Annotated in this window: 15 protein-coding genes; 10 read left to right on the top strand and 5 right to left on the bottom strand. The window is 71.2% G+C overall.

The window, feature by feature from the left end:
- Positions 1 to 7: 7 nt before the first annotated feature.
- Positions 8 to 1,015, bottom strand: a complete 1,008-nt coding sequence (locus OHT74_RS11935) for an aldo/keto reductase (protein WP_328620232.1) — start codon at positions 1,013 to 1,015, stop codon at positions 8 to 10.
- 79 nt (positions 1,016 to 1,094) lie between these two features.
- Here OHT74_RS11935 and OHT74_RS11930 point away from each other — a divergent pair, with 79 nt between their 5' ends.
- The 6 genes from OHT74_RS11930 to serA all read left to right on the top strand — a co-directional run bounded on the left by OHT74_RS11930 (position 1,095) and on the right by serA (position 10,874).
- Positions 1,095 to 2,042, top strand: coding sequence for a 2-hydroxyacid dehydrogenase (locus OHT74_RS11930; protein WP_328620231.1), 948 nt, complete (start codon positions 1,095 to 1,097; stop codon positions 2,040 to 2,042).
- Positions 2,043 to 2,324: 282 nt separating this feature from the next.
- Positions 2,325 to 5,249, top strand: a complete 2,925-nt coding sequence (locus OHT74_RS11925; RefSeq protein ID WP_443047355.1) for a putative bifunctional diguanylate cyclase/phosphodiesterase — start codon at positions 2,325 to 2,327, stop codon at positions 5,247 to 5,249.
- Positions 5,250 to 5,453: 204 nt separating this feature from the next.
- Positions 5,454 to 7,340 (top strand): acetolactate synthase large subunit, encoded by a 1,887-nt coding sequence (locus tag OHT74_RS11920; RefSeq protein ID WP_266663455.1) that lies wholly within the window; start codon positions 5,454 to 5,456, stop codon positions 7,338 to 7,340.
- A 32-nt stretch (positions 7,341 to 7,372) separates the two neighbouring features.
- Positions 7,373 to 7,897: an acetolactate synthase small subunit gene (ilvN, locus tag OHT74_RS11915; RefSeq protein WP_054223586.1), complete on the top strand. Its 525-nt coding sequence runs from the start codon at positions 7,373 to 7,375 to the stop codon at positions 7,895 to 7,897.
- A gap of 108 nt (positions 7,898 to 8,005) precedes the next feature.
- The gene (gene ilvC, locus OHT74_RS11910) at positions 8,006 to 9,007 is read left to right on the top strand and encodes a ketol-acid reductoisomerase (protein ID WP_266625143.1); all 1,002 of its coding nucleotides are present in this window, start codon (positions 8,006 to 8,008) and stop codon (positions 9,005 to 9,007) included.
- A gap of 277 nt (positions 9,008 to 9,284) precedes the next feature.
- A complete protein-coding gene (serA, locus tag OHT74_RS11905) occupies positions 9,285 to 10,874 on the top strand; it encodes a phosphoglycerate dehydrogenase (RefSeq protein WP_266663453.1) in 1,590 nt (529 codons plus the stop codon).
- Between the two features lie 112 nt (positions 10,875 to 10,986).
- Here serA and OHT74_RS11900 read toward each other — a convergent pair whose 3' ends face one another.
- Positions 10,987 to 12,555 (bottom strand): MFS transporter, encoded by a 1,569-nt coding sequence (locus OHT74_RS11900; RefSeq protein WP_328620230.1) that lies wholly within the window; start codon positions 12,553 to 12,555, stop codon positions 10,987 to 10,989.
- An 89-nt stretch (positions 12,556 to 12,644) separates the two neighbouring features.
- On the opposite strand from OHT74_RS11900, the gene OHT74_RS11895 reads away from it, so the two are divergent.
- On the top strand, positions 12,645 to 13,235 hold the full coding sequence (locus OHT74_RS11895; protein WP_266663449.1) for a TetR/AcrR family transcriptional regulator: 591 nt from the start codon (positions 12,645 to 12,647) through the stop codon (positions 13,233 to 13,235).
- Between the two features lie 119 nt (positions 13,236 to 13,354).
- Here the strand turns inward: OHT74_RS11895 and OHT74_RS11890 are convergent, their stop codons facing one another.
- A complete protein-coding gene (locus tag OHT74_RS11890) occupies positions 13,355 to 14,512 on the bottom strand; it encodes a PucR family transcriptional regulator (protein ID WP_266663447.1) in 1,158 nt (385 codons plus the stop codon).
- Between the two features lie 199 nt (positions 14,513 to 14,711).
- Here OHT74_RS11890 and OHT74_RS11885 point away from each other — a divergent pair, with 199 nt between their 5' ends.
- Positions 14,712 to 15,638, top strand: a complete 927-nt coding sequence (locus OHT74_RS11885; RefSeq protein ID WP_266663445.1) for a proline dehydrogenase family protein — start codon at positions 14,712 to 14,714, stop codon at positions 15,636 to 15,638.
- A gap of 31 nt (positions 15,639 to 15,669) precedes the next feature.
- Positions 15,670 to 17,301 carry an L-glutamate gamma-semialdehyde dehydrogenase gene (pruA, locus tag OHT74_RS11880; RefSeq protein WP_328620229.1) on the top strand — a complete coding sequence of 544 codons (1,632 nt, stop codon included), beginning with the start codon at positions 15,670 to 15,672 and terminating at the stop codon, positions 17,299 to 17,301.
- 94 nt (positions 17,302 to 17,395) lie between these two features.
- Here the strand turns inward: pruA and OHT74_RS11875 are convergent, their stop codons facing one another.
- Positions 17,396 to 18,322, bottom strand: a complete 927-nt coding sequence (locus OHT74_RS11875) for a quinone oxidoreductase family protein (RefSeq protein ID WP_328620228.1) — start codon at positions 18,320 to 18,322, stop codon at positions 17,396 to 17,398.
- 88 nt (positions 18,323 to 18,410) lie between these two features.
- On the opposite strand from OHT74_RS11875, the gene OHT74_RS11870 reads away from it, so the two are divergent.
- Positions 18,411 to 18,842 (top strand): MarR family winged helix-turn-helix transcriptional regulator, encoded by a 432-nt coding sequence (locus OHT74_RS11870; RefSeq protein ID WP_266997197.1) that lies wholly within the window; start codon positions 18,411 to 18,413, stop codon positions 18,840 to 18,842.
- Between the two features lie 93 nt (positions 18,843 to 18,935).
- Here OHT74_RS11870 and OHT74_RS11865 read toward each other — a convergent pair whose 3' ends face one another.
- Positions 18,936 to 19,637 carry a nitroreductase family protein gene (locus tag OHT74_RS11865; protein ID WP_328620227.1) on the bottom strand — a complete coding sequence of 234 codons (702 nt, stop codon included), beginning with the start codon at positions 19,635 to 19,637 and terminating at the stop codon, positions 18,936 to 18,938.
- Positions 19,638 to 19,640: the final 3 nt, after the last annotated feature.

Here is a 19,640-nt window from a genome sequence, read left to right as displayed (position 1 = left end):
GCCCCGCTCAGTCCCAGGCTCCCACCGCCGCCGGCAGGGCCGCGATCTCGGCCAGGTCCCCCGCCGTCAGCCTGACCTCCGCCGCCCCCGCGTTCTCCGCCGCCCAGTGCGCCCGGTCGGCCCCCGGCACCGGCACCACATGCGGCCCCTGCGCCAGCACCCACGCCAGCGCCACCTGCGCCGCCGTCACCTGCGGCCCGTGCCGCCGGGCCACCCGCCGCAGCCCCGCCACCAGCACCTGGTTCGCCGCCATCGACTCCGCCGTGAACCGCGGATGCCGCGCCCGTACGTCCTCCCACTCGAAGCCCTCGCCCGGCCTGAGCGTCCCCGTCAGGAACCCGCTGCCCAGCGGCATAGCCGCCAGGAACCCCACCCCGCGCGCCGCACACCACGGCAGCAGCTGCCGCGCAGCCTCCGGGGACCACACCGACAGTTCGGCCTGCACCGCGCTCACCGGGAACACCTGCTGGACCCGTTCCAGGTGCCCCAAGGTCACCCGGTACGCCCGGTCCCCGCGCCGCCCCGCACCCGGCCCGGCACCCGCGCCCAGCGCGCAGAACCCGAGCGACCGCACCTTCCCGGCACCCACCAGCTCCGCCATTGCCCCCCAGGTCTCCTCCACCGGGACGTCCGGATCGACCCGGTGCAGCTGGTAGAGGTCTATGACGTCCGTCCGCAGCCGCCGCAGCGAGGCGTCGCAGGCCCGCCGCATGTAACCGGGCCGACCGTCAGCCACCACGTGCTGCTCGCCCGCCCGCAGCCCCACCTTGGCGGACACGAACGCCTCCGCCCGCCGCTCGCGCAGCACCCGCCCCAGCAGCAGCTCATTGGTGAACGGCCCGTACAGGTCGGCGGTGTCCAGCAGGTTCGCCCCCAGGTCCAGCGCCGTGTGCACCGTGGCCAGCGATTCCTCGCCGCGGCGCCGCGAGGGCGCGTACGCCCAGCTCATCGGCATGCACCCGAGCCCGACGGCGCCCACCGTCAGCGCCCCCGCCCCGATCGACCTGCGCTCCACCCGTGCGTCCTCCTCCCGGTCCGGCAAACAAACTAACGGCTTGATCAGGATCCTTTGGCCTTGGCATAGCCTCGTGATCATGACTGCAAAGACAGCGGACGTCTGGCTCCCGTTCCCCGCCGAAGAGATCGAGGGCCTCCCCGACGCCTTCCGCTACCGCCACTGGGACGGCGAGGACACCTTCCCGGCCGATCCGGCCGCCTGCGTCTTCTACGTCACCCCGTACATGAAGTCCGCCGAGGTCACCCTGCGCCCGCTGGCCGGCATGCCGGATCTGAAGGTCGTACAGACGCTGACCGCGGGCATCGACCACGTCCTGGACGGCCTCGACCTCCTGCACCCCGGCGTACGGCTGTGCAACGCGCGCGGCGTCCACGAGGCGAGCACCGCCGAGCTGGCGCTCACCCTCACCCTCGCCTCGCTGCGCGGCATCCCCGGCATGGTGCGCGGCCAGGACCGCGAGGAGTGGCGCGGCGGCTTCTACGACGCCCTCGCCGACAAGTCCGTACTGATCGTCGGGTACGGATCGATCGGCGCGGCCATCGAGGACCGGCTCGCGCCCTTCGAGTGCGCGCGGGTCGCACGGGTCGCACGCTCGGCGCGCACCACCACGCGCGGGCCGGTGCACGCGCACGCCGACCTGCCCCGGCTCCTCCCGCAGGCCGACGTGGTGATCCTCTCCACTCCGCTGACCGATGCGACGCGGGGCCTGGCCGACGCCGCGTTCCTCGCCGGCATGAAGGACGGCGCCCTGCTGGTGAACGTGGCGCGTGGCCCCGTCGTCGACACCGCCGCGCTGCTGGCGGAACTGGAGTCGGGCCGGCTGCGCGCGGCACTCGACGTCACCGACCCGGAACCGCTGCCCGCCGGCCATCCGCTCTGGCATGCTCCGAATGTCCTGATCACGCCTCACGTCGGCGGCAGCAGCACCGCGTTCGAGCCACGGGCGAAGCGCCTGGTGGCCCGCCAGCTGCACCGGTTCGCCGACGGGGAGCCCGTCGAGAACACGGTCCTGATCACCGGGTGACGCGCTGTGCGCACGCTCCGCATCCGTCCGGACGCGCACAGTGGCCACAACTCCCCGCGTGGTAACGGAGCGTAGACCACCTATGTCCCTGAGTGACGAAAGTGGTGTATCGTCCGGACCAAGGGGCTGCAGCGCGTTCGTCTGGCGCTGGTGAGTGATCGGACACTTTGGGGGGCGACGGGCGATGTACGGCCAATGGACGAAGGATCCGATGCGGCACAGCCGCCGGAGGCGACGCTGCCGAGACTGGACCGCACCGGAACCAGCCGGCGAGGGGGACCGGTGAGTACCCCGGGGGCGGCGCTGCTGACCAGGCAGCCCGTCCCGGGCGGCGGTGGCAGGAGCCTGGCGATGCAGCTCCTCCTCGCCCTGATCAGCGGCGGTTACGCCGTCGGCGCCGCCCTCGGCTGGGGCTCCGAGGAACTCGCCGAGATCATGGGCGACTTCGGGCTCAGCGCCGCCGCCTTGCTCGCCGCCGTCTCCTGCTACACCTACGCACGGGCCATCGACAGCCGCGAGCGTCCGGCCTGGCTGCTCTTCGCGTTCTCCTCCCTCATGGGAGCCTGCGGCAACGCCATCTGGGGCTGGTACGAGGTGATCCTCGGCGAGGCCGTGCCGAAGCCCTCGGTCGCCGACTTCGCGTTCCTCTGCTTCGCGCCGCCCGCCATCGTGGGCCTGCTCGTCCTCGCCAAACGCCCGGTCACCCGCGCCGGCTGGGTCTGCCTCGGGCTCGACTCCTGGCTCATCGGCGGCTCCCTGCTCACCCTGTCCTGGAGCCTGGCCCTCGCGCACGCGGCGCGCACCGCCCAGTCCGGGGCCCCCGGCAGCGTCCCGCGCGCCGCACTCTCCCTCGCCTACCCGCTGCTGGACATCGCGCTCGTCTCCATGGTGCTGGTCCTGCACTTCCGGCGCTCCGAGGCCAACCGCTCGGCCGTCAACACCGCCATCGCGGCCCTGGCCCTGACCGTGCTCAGCGACGCCCTGTTCACCTCGCCGCTGCTGAGCGCCGAATACCAGTCCGGGCAGCTGCTCGACGCCGGCTGGTTCGCCGGCTCGCTGCTGCTCGCGTACGCCCCCTGGGGCGCCCGGCGCATCCACCCGGACCCGGGGACGCCGGGGCTTCCACGCGCCGACCGCCCCGTCAGCCGCCCCATCACCGGCTCGCTGCCCGCCCTCACGCCGTACCTCGCGGCGGCCGTCTGCACCCTGGGCATCCTGTACAACGTCGTCGACGGCAGGAAGGTCGACCGGGTGGTCGTCTTCACCGGCTGCACGGTCGTGCTCGCCCTCGTCGTCCGGCAGGGCATCATGCTCATCGACAACATCGCGCTGACGCAGGAACTGGCCCAGAAGGAGAACCACTTCCGCTCCCTCGTCCAGGGCTCCAGCGACGTCATCATGATCGCCGCACCCACCGGGACCCTGCGGTACGTCAGCCCCGCCGCGGCCGGGGTCTACGGGCGCGAGGCCGAGGAGCTCGTCGGCACCGAGCTCGCCACCCTGATCCACCCGCACGACCTGGGCCGGGTGGTCCACGAGGTACGCCGCTTCCTCGCCGCACAGCCCGCCGAGGAGCCGACCACCCGCATTGAATGCCGCTTCAAGTCGGGCAGCGGCGAATGGCTCAACGTGGAGTCCACCGTCAACCGCCACCAGGGCGGCCTCATCCTCAACAGCCGGGACGTCACCGAGCGGGTCCGCCTCCAGGCGCAGCTCCAGCACAGCGCCGAGCACGATCCGCTGACCGACCTGCCCAACCGGGCGCTGTTCACCCGCCGGGTCCGCCAGGCCCTGACCGGTCGGCGCGCGGGGGACCACAGCACCGCCGTGCTCTTCATCGACCTCGACGGATTCAAGGCGGTCAACGACACCATCGGCCACCAGGCCGGCGACGAGCTGCTCGTCCAGGCCGCGCACCGGCTCCAGGACTCGGTGCGTGCCGGGGACACCGCGGCCCGCCTCGGCGGCGACGAGTTCGCGGCGCTGATCCTGGGCGACGGCAGCCGCGACCGCAGTGCCCGCGAGTACCAGGTGCACGAGATCGCGGACCGGCTGCGCACCACCCTGTCCCAGCCGTACCGGATCGCCGGCAGCGAGGTCCGGGTCGCCGCCAGCATCGGCGTGGCCTTCGCCGACCCCGGCATCACCCCTTCGGACCTGATGCGCAACGCGGATCTGGCGATGTACCGCGCCAAGGCGGGCGGCAAGGACCGGGTCGAGCTGTACGCGCCCCAGATGCAGGCCGAGGTCGTACGGAAGGCGGAACTCGCCGGGCGGCTGCGCACCGCGCTGCACGACGGGGAGTTCGCCCTGCTGCACCAGCCCGTGGTCTCGCTGGCGACCGGCGAGGTCACGGCCGTGGCGGCGCAGGCCCGCTGGCGCTCCGCCCAGGGGATCCTGTTCACCCCCGCGGAATTCCTCCGGGTGGCCGAGTACAGCGAGGGCGCGGCGGCAGGGCCGGACGGTCGCGGCGGGCTCCCCGGGGGCACGCCCACCCGGGCCGCCGAGCTGGGGCGCTGGCTGCTGGAGGAGGCCGTGGGGCAGGCCGCCGAGCGGCACCGGATCGGGCACGACGTACCGGTGGCCGTCCGGATGAGCGCGCAGCGGCTGCTGGACCTGGGGCCGGCGGCAGCCGGGGGAGCCGTGCCGCTCGGCTCCGTGGAGGCCCTGCTGAACCGCCACGGGCTGCCGTCCGGCGCCCTGGTGATCGAACTGGCCGACAGCGACCCCAGAGTCCCCTTCGACGAGCTGGAGCGGCGCCTGGCGGCCCTGCGCCGCCTGGGGGTCCTGATCGCCCTGGACGGCTTCGGCAGCGGCTACGCGGCCATCAGCGCCCTGCGCCGGCTCCCCGTGGACTTCCTGAAGCTGGACAGAGGCCTGGTCGAGGGTGTGGTCGAGTCCGCCCGACTCCACAAGATCACCGCTGGCTTGTTGCGCATTGCAAATGATTTGGGCATGCAGTCGGTGGCCGACGGGGTCGACCTCCCCGAGCAGGTCATGGCGCTGCGCGCAATGGGCTGCACACACGGCCAGGGAGCGGCCTTTTCCGGCCCGCTCGACGAGTACAGGCTGCGCCGCGCGCTCGTGCGCGGTACGTTCCCAGTACCGGGCGGGGCGGCCCAGCCCGCCTTGGCCGGTGGTTCGCCCGGGGGCTCGATGGCCATCCACAGAGGCTCACATAATGAGACGCCCGTCCCACCCGCTTGACATCCCCCTCCCGCCGGAGGGAGGGTCAATGCCATGCGCACCCGAATTCTCGTACTTGGAAAGCGCGTCGGCTGAAACTGGGACCAGCATGTCCCCGCTTCGCACACCCGACGCGCTCCCCTCGCTTGCCTCCTGGCACGAGGGGTTTTTTGTTGCACTGGCACACCTTCGAATCCTCGTAAAACCCTCAGCCTCGAGAAGAGAATGCCGATGACCGAGCAGGCCACCGGGGCCCACCATCCGCAGCCGCGGCCCCGTTCCGGCGGACACCAGCCCGCCGCAGTTGAGCACGTCACGGGTGCGCAGTCCCTCATCCGCTCTCTCGAAGAGGTGGGGTGCGACACCGTCTTCGGTATCCCGGGCGGGGCCATCCTCCCGGCGTACGACCCGATGATGGACAGCACCAAGGTGCGCCACATCCTGGTCCGCCACGAGCAGGGCGCCGGCCACGCTGCGACCGGCTATGCGCAGGCCACCGGCAAGGTGGGTGTCTGCATGGCCACCTCCGGCCCGGGCGCCACCAACCTGGTCACCCCGATCGCCGACGCGCACATGGACTCCGTGCCGCTCGTCGCGATCACCGGCCAGGTGTCCTCCAAGGCGATCGGCACCGACGCCTTCCAGGAGGCGGACATCGTCGGCATCACGATGCCGATCACCAAGCACAACTTCCTGGTCACCAAGGCCGAGGACATCCCGAGGACGATCGCCGAGGCCTTCCACATCGCCTCCACCGGCCGTCCCGGCCCGGTCCTGGTCGACATCGCCAAGGACGCCCTGCAGGCGAAGACCACCTTCTCGTGGCCGCCCTCGCAGGACCTCCCGGGCTACCGGCCGGTCACCAAGCCGCACGCCAAGCAGATCCGCGAAGCCGCCAAGCTCATCTGCCAGGCCAAGCGCCCGGTCCTGTACGTCGGCGGCGGCGTCATGAAGTCCGGCGCGACCGCCGAACTGAAGGTCCTCGCCGAGCTGACCGGCGTCCCGGTCACCACCACGCTGATGGCGCTGGGCTCCTTCCCCGACAGCCACCCGCTGCACGTGGGCATGCCGGGCATGCACGGTGCGGTCACCGCCGTCACCGCCCTGCAGAAGTCGGACCTGCTGATCGCGCTCGGCACCCGCTTCGACGACCGCGTCACCGGCAAGCTGGACAGCTTCGCCCCGTTCGCCAAGGTCATCCACGCGGACATCGACCCGGCCGAGATCGGCAAGAACCGCGAGGTCGACGTCCCGATCGTCGGTGACGCCCGCGAGGTCATCGCCGACCTGATCCAGGCGGTCCAGGCCGAGCACACCGAGGGCAACGCCGGGGACTACTCCGCCTGGTGGAAGGACCTCAGCCGCTGGCGCGAGACCTACCCGCTGGGCTACGAGACCCCCGCGGACGGCATGCTCTCGCCGCAGCAGGTCATCCAGCGCATCGGCGAACTCGCGCCCGAGCACACCATCTACGCGGCCGGCGTCGGCCAGCACCAGATGTGGGCCTCGCACTTCGTCAACTACGAGGAGCCCCGCACCTGGCTGAACTCCGGCGGCGCCGGAACCATGGGCTACGCGGTCCCGGCCGCGATGGGCGCCAAGGTCGGCATGCCGGACCGCACGGTCTGGGCGATCGACGGCGACGGCTGCTTCCAGATGACCAATCAGGAACTGGTCACCTGCGCGCTGAACAACATCCCGATCAAGGTCGCGATCATCAACAACGGTGCGCTGGGCATGGTCCGCCAGTGGCAGACCCTGTTCTACAACCAGCGGTACTCCAACACCGTTCTGCACGCGGACGAGACGGGCCACGGCACCGTCGGCTCCCAGCTCGGCGAGTCCACCGCCCCCCGCAAGGGCACCCGCGTCCCGGACTTCGTCAAGCTGTCCGAGGCCATGGGCTGCGTGGCGCTGCGCTGCGAGGACCCGGCCGACCTGGACAAGGTCATCGCCGAGGCCAACGCGATCAACGACCGTACCGTCGTGGTCGACTTCATCGTCCACGAGGACGCCATGGTGTGGCCGATGGTCGCCGCCGGCACCTCCAACGACGAGGTCATGGCAGCCCGGGGCGTCCGTCCCGACTTCGGCGACAACGAAGACGACTGAGCCGAGAGAGCCTGAGAGAGAGAACGACTCACATGTCCAAGCACACGCTCTCCGTCCTGGTCGAGAACACGCCCGGCATCCTCGCCCGGATCGCCGCGCTGTTCTCCCGCCGCGGGTTCAACATCGACTCCCTCGCGGTCGGCGTCACCGAGCACCCCGACATCTCGCGCATCACCATCGTCGTGAACGTCGAGGACCTCCCGCTGGAGCAGGTGACCAAGCAGCTGAACAAGCTGGTCAACGTGCTCAAGATCGTCGAGCTGGAGCCGCACAACGCCATCGAACGCGAACTCGTTCTGGTGAAGGTCCGGGCCGACAACGAGACCCGGTCCCAGATCATCGAGATCGTCCAGCTGTTCCGCGCCAAAACGGTCGACGTCTCCCCCGAGGCCGTCACCATCGAGGCCACCGGCGGTGCCGACAAGCTCGGCGCGATGCTCAAGATGCTGGAGCCGTTCGGCATCAAGGAGCTCGTGCAGTCCGGCACGATCGCCATAGGGCGCGGCGGCCGGTCCATCACGGACCGCAGCCTGCGCGCGCTCGACCGCAGCGCCTGATCACCACCCTGACGTCGCGTTGCCTCTCGCATCGCGAGACCAGGAAACTTCCTCCCCGTTCCCCGCCGTACGGTGGGAGCAACACCAGCGCACCAAGGAGATATCCCAGTGGCCGAGCTGTTCTACGAGAACGACGCCGACCTGTCCATCATCCAGGGCCGCAAGGTCGCTGTCATCGGCTACGGCAGCCAGGGCCACGCCCACGCGCTGTCGCTGCGTGACTCCGGCGTCGACGTCGTCGTCGGCCTGAAGGAGGGCTCGAAGTCCAAGGCCAAGGCCGAGGAGCAGGGTCTGAAGGTCGTCTCCGTGTCGGAGGCCGCCGCGTGGGCGAACGTCATCATGATCCTCACCCCGGACCCGCTCCAGGCCGAGATCTACGAGGAGTCCATCAAGGAGCACCTCGAGGAGGGCGACGCGCTCTTCTTCGGCCACGGCTTCAACGTCCGCTACGGCTTCATCAAGCCCCCGGCCAACGTGGACGTCGCCCTGGTCGCCCCGAAGGGCCCGGGCCACCTGGTCCGCCGCCAGTACGAGGAAGGCCGCGGCGTGCCCTGCATCGCCGCTGTCGAGCAGGACTTCTCGGGCAGCGCCTTCGCCCTCGCGCTCTCGTACGCGGCCGGCATCGGCGGCACCCGCGCCGGCGTCATCAAGACCACCTTCACCGAGGAGACCGAGACCGACCTGTTCGGTGAGCAGGCCGTCCTCTGCGGTGGCGCCTCCGCCCTGGTCAAGGCCGGTTTCGAGACCCTGACCGAGGCCGGCTACCAGCCGGAGATCGCGTACTTCGAGTGCCTGCACGAGCTCAAGCTCATCGTGGACCTCATGTACGAGGGCGGCCTGGAGAAGATGCGCTGGTCGGTCTCCGAGACCGCCGAGTGGGGCGACTACATCACCGGCCCCCGCATCATCACGGACGCCACCAAGGCCGAGATGAAGCAGATCCTCGCCGAGATCCAGAGCGGCGAGTTCGCCAACACCTGGATGGCCGAGTACAAGGCCGGTCTGCCGAAGTACAACGAGTACAAGAAGGCCGACGAGGCACACCTGCTCGAGACGACCGGCAAGAAGCTGCGCAAGCTGATGAGCTGGGTCGACAGCGACGAGAGCTGATCTCGCAGCCGTGGGGGCCGGGGCGGCGTAGCGTCCCGGCCCCACGGCGCACCACCGGTTCGGCGGAATGCAGGCCCTCTTCGGCGCGGCTTGTCCACCCCGGCCAACCCCGGACGGGTGATCCTTCCGTACAGGCGGAATTCCGGCCGGGATCCGCCACTACACTGCTCAACACAACGCGTCAGGCCCACAGTGTCGTGCGTCTTCCACGCGGCTACCCCCTCCACCGCCTGCGGCCGTCGGGACGGCCGTCCGCACTGGACTTGTGAGGACCCACGTGAGCTCGAAACCTGTCGTACTCATCGCCGAAGAGCTGTCGCCCGCCACGGTGGACGCGCTCGGCCCGGACTTCGAGATCCGGCACGTCAACGGAGCCGACCGCGCGGAGCTGCTCCCCGCGATCGTGGACGTCGACGCCATCCTCGTGCGCTCCGCGACCAAGGTCGACGCGGAGGCCATCGCCGCCGCCAAGAAGCTGAAGGTCGTCGCCCGCGCCGGTGTCGGCCTCGACAACGTCGACGTCTCCTCGGCCACCAAGGCCGGCGTGATGGTCGTGAACGCCCCGACCTCCAACATCGTGACCGCCGCCGAGCTCGCCTGCGGCCTGCTCGTCGCCTCGGCCCGCAACATCCCGCAGGCCAACACCGCCCTGAAGAACGGCGAGTGGAAGCGGAACAAGTACACGGGCGTCGAGCTCAGCGAGAAGACCCTCGGTGTCGTCGGCCTCGGCCGCATCGGCGTCCTGGTCGCCCAGCGCATGTCGGCCTTCGGCATGAAGATCGTCGCGTACGACCCCTACGTACAGCCCGCGCGCGCCGCCCAGATGGGCGTCAAGATGCTGACGCTGGACGAGCTCCTCGAGGTCGCCGACTTCATCACCGTGCACCTGCCCAAGACCCCCGAGACCCTCGGTCTCATCGGGGACGAGGCCCTGCACAAGGTGAAGCCGTCCGTGCGCATCGTCAACGCCGCGCGCGGCGGGATCGTGGACGAGGCCGCGCTGTACTCCGCCATCAAGGAGGGCCGCGTCGCCGGCGCCGGCCTCGACGTGTACGCGAAGGAGCCCTGCACGGACTCCCCGCTCTTCGAGCTCGACCAGGTCGTCTGCACCCCGCACCTCGGCGCGTCCACGGACGAGGCCCAGGAGAAGGCCGGCATCTCGGTCGCCAAGTCGGTGCGCCTCGCGCTCGCCGGCGAGCTCGTACCGGACGCGGTCAACGTCCAGGGCGGTGTCATCGCCGAGGACGTCCGTCCGGGCCTGCCGCTTGCCGAGAAGCTCGGCCGCATCTTCACCGCCCTCGCGGGCGAGGTCGCGGTCCGCCTCGACGTCGAGGTCTGCGGCGAGATCACCCAGCACGACGTCAAGGTGCTGGAACTCTCCGCCCTCAAGGGTGTTTTCGAGGACGTCGTCGACGAGACGGTCTCCTACGTCAACGCCCCGCTGTTCGCGCAGGAGCGCGGCGTCGAAGTGCGCCTGACCACCAGCTCGGAGTCCCCGGACCACCGCAACGTGGTGACCGTGCGCGGCACCCTGTCGGACGGTCAGGAGGTCTCGGTCTCCGGCACCCTCGCCGGCCCGAAGCACCTGCAGAAGATCGTCGGCATCGGCGAGTACGACGTGGACCTGGCGCTCGCCGAGCAGATGCTCGTGCTGCGCTACACCGACCGCCCGGGCGTGGTCGGCACCGTCGGCCGCATCCTCGGCGAGGCCGGCCTGAACATCGCGGGCATGCAGGTCGCCCGCGCCGAAGAGGGCGGCGAGGCGCTCGGCGTCCTCACGGTCGACGCCGAGGTCCCGGTGAACGTCCTCGCGGAGATCGCCGCCGAGATCGGCGCCGTCTCGGCGCGTACGGTCAGCCTCGACTGACCCCGTAGCGGGCGGCAGCCGCCGGCAGCCGCGCAGCAACAGACGAAGGGCCCGGGGAGTTCCCCGGGCCCTTCGCCGTGTTCCGCCGCTGCTCCATCCGGCCGTACGGGGCTCAGCCCGCGAGCGGCGCGCCCTGCTCGGCGGTCTGCGCGGAGGGCTGCGCGGGCGCGGCCTCGGCCTCGGCCCCGGCCGCGGCCGGGGCACCGAGCCCCCGTGTCAGGGCCACCGCGAGGACGCCGCCCGCGAGCAGCAGGGCCGCACCGCCCCAGGCCGCGTACTGCATGCCGTGGACGAAGGCCTCGCGGGCCAGGGCCAGCACCTGCTCGCCGGCCGCACCGCCGAGCTGGTGGGCGGTGGCGACGGCGCCGCCCAGGGTCTCCCGCACGGCAGGCTCCGCACCCGGCAGATCGGAGCGGTACACGGCGGTGCCGAGGCTGCCCAGGACCGCCATGCCCAGCGCCCCGCCGAACTCCGACCCGGTCTCCAGCAGGGAGGCGGCGGAACCGGCCTTCTCGGCGGGGGCCGAGGCGAGAGCCATGTCGGAGACCAGGGACATCACGGTGACGAGGCCGGAGGCCAGCACGCCGGCGCCGGTCAGCAGCAGCCACAGCGAGTCACTGCCGACCAGGCTGATCAGGGTGAACCCGAAGGCAGCGAGGATGAAGCCGCCGGCGATGACGTACGCCCGGTCGGTCTTCTGGGCCAGGGCGGCGCTGACCGGGGCGGCGGCGCCGATGAGGAGCGAGGGCGCGAGGCTCCACAGGGCGGCTTCCAGCGTGCCCATGCCGAGCACCGACTGCAGGTACTGGGTGGTGAAGTAGGCCGAGCCCATCATGGCGAAGGCGGCGATGGTGTTGAGCGCGATCCCCGCGCCGAATCCGCGGCCCCGGAAGAGGGCCCGGGCGACCATGGCGTCGTCACGGCTGCGCTGGCGGCGGACGAAGACGAACCCGAAGGCCAGGCCCACGGCCACGGAGAGCGCATAGAGCGGTTCGAGGCCCTCGGCGGCGATCTCCTTGAGGCCGTACACGACCGGGAGCACGGCCGTCGTCGACAGCGGGACGCTCAGCAGGTCGAAGCGGCCGGGGGCCGGGTCCTTGAACTCGGGGACCAGCACCGGGACGAGGACCAGCAGGAGCAGCATCGCGGGCACGTTGATCAGGAAGACCGAACCCCACCAGAAGTGGTTCAGCATCACGCCGCTCAGCACGGAGCCGAGGGCGATCCCGCCGGTCATGGCCCCGGACCAGATCGCGATGGCCTGGCCGCGCTGCCTGGCGTCCTCGAAGAGGTTGCGTACGAGCGCCAGGGTGGAGGGCATCAGGGTCGCGCCGCCGATGCCGAGCAGGACGCGGGCTGCGATCAGCATCTCGGCGCTGGTGGCGTAGGCGGCGCCGACGGAGGCGAGCCCGAAGGCGGTCGCCCCCATCAGCAGCAGCTTGCGGCGGCCGATCCGGTCACCGAGCGAACCCATGGTGATGAGCAGCCCCGCGAGGGCGAAGGCGTAGCTGTCGAAGATCCAGAGCTGCTGGGTGGCGCTCGGGTCGAGCTCCTGGGTGATGGCCGGGATGGCGAAGTAGAGGACGGAGACGTCCATGGAGACCAGGAGCAGGGGCAGCAGGAGAACGGTGAAGGCGGTCCATTCCCGGCGGCCGGCGAGACGTGCTGCGGAGTTCGTCATGAGCAGCAATGTACAAGCGTCATAAACGCTTGTCTAGTACGAGCGTATAGAACTGTTGTCTATGACGGTTGTCTTGATACGGTGAAGGCATGGGACACCGTGAAGATCTGCTCGAAGGCGCCAAGAAGTGCCTGGTCGAGAAGGGTTTCGTGCGGACGACCGCGCGCGACATCGTCAACGCCTCCGGGGCGAACCTGGCGTCGATCGGCTACCACTACGGCTCGAAGGACGCCCTGCTGACGCAGGCTTACGTCGAACTCGCGCAGGAGTGGGGCGACTCCTTCTCGCCGGAGGTGACCGGCGAGGGAGGCTCGCTGGAGCGCTTCCGCTCCGTATGGGACGGCGTGATCGGCCGTCAGGAGGAGTCGGCTCCGATGTGGGCGGCCAGTATGGAGGTCGCACTCAGCCGTGACCGGCTGCCTGAGCTGCGGGCGATGCTGGCGGCCTCGCAGGGCGAGGGCCGCCGGGGGCTCATCGCGCTGATCACCGGCATCCCCGAGGAGGACCTGGACGAGCGGGACGAGCGGACGCTCGGCGGGCTGTACGAGGCCCTGCTGACCGGAGTGATGGCGCAGTGGCTGTTCAACCCGGAAGGCGCGGTCACCGCGGAGGAGTTGACGGAGGGCATGCGGCGCACCGCAGAGATGATCACGAAGGGCAAGGGCGGCGACCCGGCCTGAGCCACGGTCGGGCCACCGGGCTGTCGGGCCACCGGGCCATCGGGCTGTCGGCCGGTCGGGAATCCCTCAGGAGAGCGTGCCGGCCGGGCCCGGCGGCGCGGCGAGGGCGTCATCTGCGATCAGCCGTGCAGGCGGGCCGCCTTGAGGGCCATGTGGAGCAGCAGGCGGTCCTCGCCCTCGTCCAGGTCCAGGCCGGTCAGCTGTTCCACCCGGCCGAGCCGGTAGTAGAGGGTCTGGCGGTGGATGCCCAGGGCCGCCGCCGCGCGGCCCGCCTGGCCCGCGCAGTCCAGGAACAGCTCGGCGGTCCGGGCGAGTTCGCGGTGCGCGGGGCCGAGCAGGACCCGGGTCGCCGGGTCGCCCTCCCGGTCGGCGGCCGCGAGCGCCGCCAGCATCCGGTACGGGCCGATCGCCGACCACTGGGCCACCGGGCCGAACCGGGGCTGGGCCGCGGCCGCGTGCGCCGCCGCCGAGGCCTCCGCCCAGGCGTCGGCCAGCGCGGTCAGCTCCCGGCGGGGCTCCGCGATTCCGGCAGTGGGGCCTTTGGGCAGCCGGGCGGCTGACGTGTCGGCGTGGGGCAGCAGCCGCGTCGCGATCCCCACGGCGGGTACGAGCACCTCGGCCGAGCGGAGCCTGACCAGTACGGCGAGGGCCTGGCGCCCCGGCCAGGGCACGGTGCAGACCGCCGCCGTGCCCGGTACCGACGCCGGGGCCTCGCCGGCCCAAGGCGTCACGCACACCACCGCGTGCAGCCCGTCCGCCCCCGGACCCAGCGCCACCCGGAGTGCGGCCACCGCCGTGTCCTGCTGCGCGCCCCGGCCGGCCGTGAGCACCGCCCGGAACTCCCGGGACAGGTCGGCCCCCGCCTTCGCCTCCTCGGCGAGCAGGATCCCGATCCGCTCGGCCACCTCCATGGCCGCCGCCAGGACGTCCGGCCCGGGACCCGGCTCCTGGTCGAGGAGCCATACGTAGCCCTGCACGATCCCGCGGTACCGCACCGGCAGGCAGATCCGCCCCCGGAAGACCCCCGCTTCCGGCGCCGCCGGGATGCGTACCGGCCCGGTGGCCCGCGCGATGCCGAAGCCCTCGAACCAGGCCCGTACGGCCGCCGTCGACTGGCGGGTCAGGATCGAGCGGGTGCGTACGGGGTCCATCGCGAGATCGTCGTCGCTGTCGTGCGCGCCGAAGGCGATGAGGCGGAAGTCCCGGTTCTCCAGCGTCGCCGGGGCGCCGAGAAGCGCCGAGATCTCATCCACCAGGTCCTGGTAATCGCCCTTCACCCGGACATTCTCCCACCCGGAAACCCCGTCTTCAGACAGATGTATGAGATCGGGGACACGGATGCGTGACAGCTGTCGATGGCAGAGGATCAAAGCGATCCTTAGGTTTCACGGTGGTTTTACTTGAGTTTTCCTTATGGCCCCCGCTCACCCCCGCGCGGACCGTATGCCTGCTTCTGCCACCTGTTGGAGGTGCCCCGTGCTGGGTCCCGCGATCCTCGCCGCTTCGCGCAGCGACAAGATGCGCCGAATCGTCTCTGCCGCCCCGGTGACCAAGCCCGTGGTGAACCGGTTCATCCCCGGCGAGACGGTCGACCAGGTCATCCCGATCGTCGTGGACCTCACGGAGAAGGGCCTGGAACTCACGCTCGACGTGGTGGGCGAGGACATCACCACCGTGGAGCAGTCCTACGCCGCGCGTGACGCCTACCTCGAACTCATCGAGCACCTGGCGGGCCTGGGACTCGGCGAGAAGGCCGAGATGTCGGTCAAGCTGTCGATGTTCGGCCAGGCGTTGGAGGGCGGCCACGAGCTCGCGCTCGCCAACGTCCGCCCGGTCGTCGAGGCCGCCGCGGCGATCGGCACCACCGTCACGCTGGACGCCGAGGACCACACCACCCTCGACTCGATGTTCGCCATCCACGAGGAGCTGCGCCGGGACTTCCCGCAGACCGGCTGCGTGATCCAGGCGTACCTCTTCCGCACCGAGGCCGACGCCCGCCGCCTGGCCGCCGCCGGCAGCCGCGTCCGGATCGTGAAGGGCGCGTACAAGGAGCCCGCCGAGGTCGCGTACCAGGACAAGGCCGAGATCGACAAGGCGTACGTCCGCATCCTGAAGACGCTGATGGAGGGCGAGGGCTACCCGATGATCGGGTCGCACGACCCGCGCCTCATCGCCATCGCCCAGGAGCTCGCCCGCACGGCGGGGCGCAAGCTGGACGAGTACGAGTTCCAGATGCTGTACGGCATCCGCAGCGAGGAGCACCTGCGGCTCGCCGCCGAGGGCCACCGCATGCGCGTCTACACCGCGTACGGGACGGACTGGTACGGCTACTTCATGCGGCGCCTCGCCGAGAAGCCGGCCAACCTCCTGTTCTTCCTCCGCTCGATGATCACCAAGAACTAGCCAAGAACCAGGTCAAGGAGTTACCAGTCCCATGGATGCTGTGACCCAGGTCCCCGCGCCGGTCAACGAGCCGGTCCACTCGTACGCCCCCGGCACCCCGGAGCGCGTGCGTCTCGAAACGCAGCTCAAGCAGCTGTCCGAGAACCCGATCGACCTGCCGATGACGATCAACGGCGTCCGGCGCATGGGCGGGGGCGAGCGCTTCGACGTGGTCCAGCCGCACGACCACAAGTCCGTGCTCGGCACCTACGCCAACGCCACCCCGGCCGACGCCCAGGAGGCCGTCGACGCCGCCCTGGCCGCCGCCCCGGCCTGGCGCTCGATGTCCTTCGACGACCGCGCCGCGATCATCCTGCGCGCCGCCGAGCTGCTGTCCGGCCCGTGGCGCGAGAAGCTGGCCGCCTCCACCATGCTGGGCCAGTCGAAGACCGCGCAGCAGGCCGAGATCGACACCCCGTGCGAGCTCGTCGACTTCTGGCGCTTCAACGTCCACTTCGCCCGCCAGATCCTGGCCGAGCAGCCGGTCGCGAACTCCGCCGGCGTGTGGAACCGCAGCGACCACCGCCCGCTCGAGGGCTTCGTCTACGCGATCACCCCGTTCAACTTCACGGCCATCGCCGGCAACCTGCCGACCGCCCCCGCCCTGATGGGCAACGTGGTCGTCTGGAAGCCGTCCCCGACGCAGACCCACTCCGCGGTCCTCCTGATGGAGCTCCTGGAGGAGGCCGGCCTGCCGAAGGGCGTCATCAACCTGGTGACGGGCGACGGCATCGCCGTGTCCGAGGTGGCCCTGAACCACCCCGAGCTGGCCGGCATCCACTTCACCGGTTCGACCAAGACCTTCCAGTACCTGTGGAAGACGGTCGGCAACAACATCGAGAAGTACAAGTCCTACCCGCGCCTGGTCGGTGAGACCGGCGGCAAGGACTTCGTCGTCGCGCACCCGTCCGCGGACCGCGCCGTCCTGAAGACCGCCCTGACCCGCGGCTCCTTCGAGTTCCAGGGCCAGAAGTGTTCGGCGTCCTCGCGCGCCTACGTTCCGGCCTCGATCTGGAACGACGGCTTCAAGGAGGCCTTCGCGGCCGAGGTCGACGGCATCACCATGGGTGACGTCCGCGACCTGACCAATTTCATCGGCGCCGTCATCGACGAGCGCTCGTTCGCGAAGAACAAGGCCGCGATCGACCGCGCGATCGCCGACCCGACCTGCGAGATCATCGCCGGTGGCACGTACGACGACTCGGAGGGCTACTTCGTCCGCCCGACCGTCATCGCGTGCACCGACCCGGAGAACGAGGTCTTCACGACCGAGTACTTCGGCCCGATCCTGGCGATCCACGTGTACGAGGACGCCGAGTTCGACGCGATGCTGGCCCAGATGGAGTCCGTCTCGGCGTATGCGCTGACCGGCTCGATCATCGCCGCCGACCGCTACGCGGCCGCGGACGCGATGGAGAAGCTCCGCTTCGCGGCGGGCAACTTCTACATCAACGACAAGTCGACCGGCGCCGTCGTCGGCCAGCAGCCCTTCGGCGGCGGCCGTGCCTCGGGTACGAACGACAAGGCCGGTGCCGCGTCGAACCTGATGCGCTGGACCTCGACGCGCTCCATCAAGGAGACCCTGGTCGCGCCGACGGACTACGCGTACCCGCACATGGGCTGATCCTGCCCCGCTGAACCCCGCCCCCGTTCCGGTACCCCCAAGTCCGGTTCGGGGGCGGTTCCAGATGTGCCCTGGTCCGGTCGGGGGATCAGGATCAGGGGATCAGGACCACCTTGCCGAGGTTGCGCCGCTCCTCGATCAGCCGGTGCGCGCGGGCCGCCTCGGCGAGCGGGATCTCCCCGTCCACGGCGGGGCGCAGCGAGCCGTCCGCGTACGCCTCCCACAGCTCGCGCCGCCAGCCCTCGTAGACCTCGGGCCTGCCCTGGGCGACGGCCCGGATCTGGAAGCCGATCACCGAGGCGCCGCGCACGAGCAGTTCGTACGCCTCCACCGTGCCGCCGCCGGAGCTGTACGCCACCAGCCGCCCGCCGGTGGCCAGGGCCCGCACGGCGGGGCCGAGCAGCTCGCCGCCGACCCCGTCGAGGACCACGTCGTACGGCTCGCCCCAGGCGGCGGGGTCCTCGTACAGCACGACCTCGTCGGCGCCGAGGCCGCGCACGAACTCGGCCTTGTCCGGGCTGGAGACGGCGGCGACCAGCCGGCCCGCCCCGCCGGCCCGGGCCAGTTGGATCGCGAGGCTGCCGACCCCGCTGGCGGCGGCCGTGACCAGTACGGACTCCCCGGGCCGGATCTGCCCGGCCGCCACGGCGCCGCGGGCGACGAGCCCGCTGCGCACGAGGGCGACGGCGTCCACGGAGCCGGCCCCGTCGGGGACGGCGGAGGCGAAGGGCGCCGCGAGGAGCGCGTACTCGGCGTATCCGTGGCCGAAGCACAGCCCGGTGACCCGGTCCCCGACGGCGAAGCCCGTCACCCCCTCGCCGAGCGCGGCGACGGTCCCCGCGACCTCCCCGCCGAGCGGTATGGCCTCCCCGCCCTCCCGCACCTTGCGCACGACGGGCAGCGTGACCCCGACGGCCTCGACGGCGACGAGCAACTCCCCGGGGGCGGGGACGGGCACGTCCGCCTCCTCGGCGAACAACACTTCGGGGCCGCCGTTGACCTCGTGGCGGATGCGCAGCACAGGACCTCCCGGACCGTGTCGAATTCATTGGGGATCCCAACGATATGCGAGATCGTGGGGAATCCCAATGAATTGCTACGCTGGGCTCATGACCTCGGCCCTCGCACACATCCAGGCCCTCCCGAGCTGGCTCGTCGGGCGGGTCGCGGCGCGCGGCCGCAGCCTGGTCGCCGAGGCGCTGGCCGCGGAGGGGCTGAAGCTTGCGCACCACGCGGTGCTGGCGGCGACCGCCGAGTACGGCCCGGTGGCCCAGGCCGACCTCGGCCGCCGGCTCGGCATCGACCCCAAGGACCTGGTCGGCCTCCTCAACCACCTGGAAGGCGCCGGCCTCGTCCTGCGCGCCCCGAACCCGGCGGACCGCCGCAAGAACGCGATCACCCTCACCCCGGCGGGCACGGCCACCCTCACCCGCTGCGCATCCCTGGCCGAGACGGCGAACGCGGAATTCCTGTCCCCGCTGACCCCGGCGGAGCGCAGCACGCTGATGGCCTTGCTGACCCGGGTCCACGAGGCCTCGTAGATCCGTCGGGCAAGTCCTGTCGGCCTGGCGTCAGTTGTCGTGCGGGCGTTCGGCAGTGCTCGGCGCCGGGGCTGCCCGCCGACGGGACAGCCCTTAGACCTCGACCAGGACCTGGTCCAGGGATTTGCGGATCAGGTCCGGGACCTCGCAGTCGTGCGCGGGGTAGCCGACCGGGATGACCGCGAAGGCCTTCTCGTTCTCCGGGCGGTGCAGGACGTGGGAGAGGAAGCGCATCGGGCTCGGGGTGTGGATCAGGGCCGCGAGGCCGCCGACGTGGAGGGCGGTCAGGAGCATGCCGACCGCGATGCCGACCGACTCGTCGACGTAGTAGTGCTTGCGCTTCGTGCCGTCCGGGCCGAGCCAGTAGCGCTGCTGGAAGACGACGATCAGGGCGGGGGCATCGGTGAGGTGGGTCTTGACCGCGTCCGTGCCGAGGGGGCGCAGGGCGGCGAGCCATTCGTCGCCGAGGCGGCCGTCGTAGGAGATCAGCTCCTCCTGCTCGGCGGCGTCGCGGATCTGCCGCCGTACGGCCGGGTCCTTGACCAGGACGAAGGTCCACGGCTGCTGGTGGGCCCCCGACGGCGCGGTCGCGGCGCACGCGATGGCATCGCGGACGACCTGCTCCGGGACGGGGTCGGGGGAGAACCGGCGGACCGTCCGCCGCTCGTCCATGCGCGCCCGCAATTGCGCGGCACGCGCGAGCGATTCCCCGCCCGGCATCCGCTCGGGCCGGTAGGCGACGGGGCGATACGGCTCGCCGTGGGTCGGGGTCCAATGCTGGGTCTCGGGCGACATGGA

The sequence above is a fragment of the Streptomyces sp. NBC_00354 genome, from assembly GCF_036106915.1.
Taxonomy (GTDB): Bacteria; Actinomycetota; Actinomycetes; order Streptomycetales; family Streptomycetaceae; genus Streptomyces.
This window is presented reverse-complemented; position numbering and strand designations above follow the sequence as displayed.

Coding starts and splice junctions, on each gene's coding strand:
- OHT74_RS11865 (WP_328620227.1), bottom strand. CDS start 19,637: ATGTCGCCCGAGACCCAGCATTGGACCCCGACCCACGGCGAGCCGTAT.
- pruA (WP_328620229.1), top strand. CDS start 15,670: ATGGATGCTGTGACCCAGGTCCCCGCGCCGGTCAACGAGCCGGTCCAC.
- OHT74_RS11900 (WP_328620230.1), bottom strand. CDS start 12,555: ATGACGAACTCCGCAGCACGTCTCGCCGGCCGCCGGGAATGGACCGCC.
- OHT74_RS11920 (WP_266663455.1), top strand. CDS start 5,454: ATGCCGATGACCGAGCAGGCCACCGGGGCCCACCATCCGCAGCCGCGG.
- OHT74_RS11870 (WP_266997197.1), top strand. CDS start 18,411: ATGACCTCGGCCCTCGCACACATCCAGGCCCTCCCGAGCTGGCTCGTC.
- OHT74_RS11930 (WP_328620231.1), top strand. CDS start 1,095: ATGACTGCAAAGACAGCGGACGTCTGGCTCCCGTTCCCCGCCGAAGAG.
- ilvN (WP_054223586.1), top strand. CDS start 7,373: ATGTCCAAGCACACGCTCTCCGTCCTGGTCGAGAACACGCCCGGCATC.
- OHT74_RS11895 (WP_266663449.1), top strand. CDS start 12,645: ATGGGACACCGTGAAGATCTGCTCGAAGGCGCCAAGAAGTGCCTGGTC.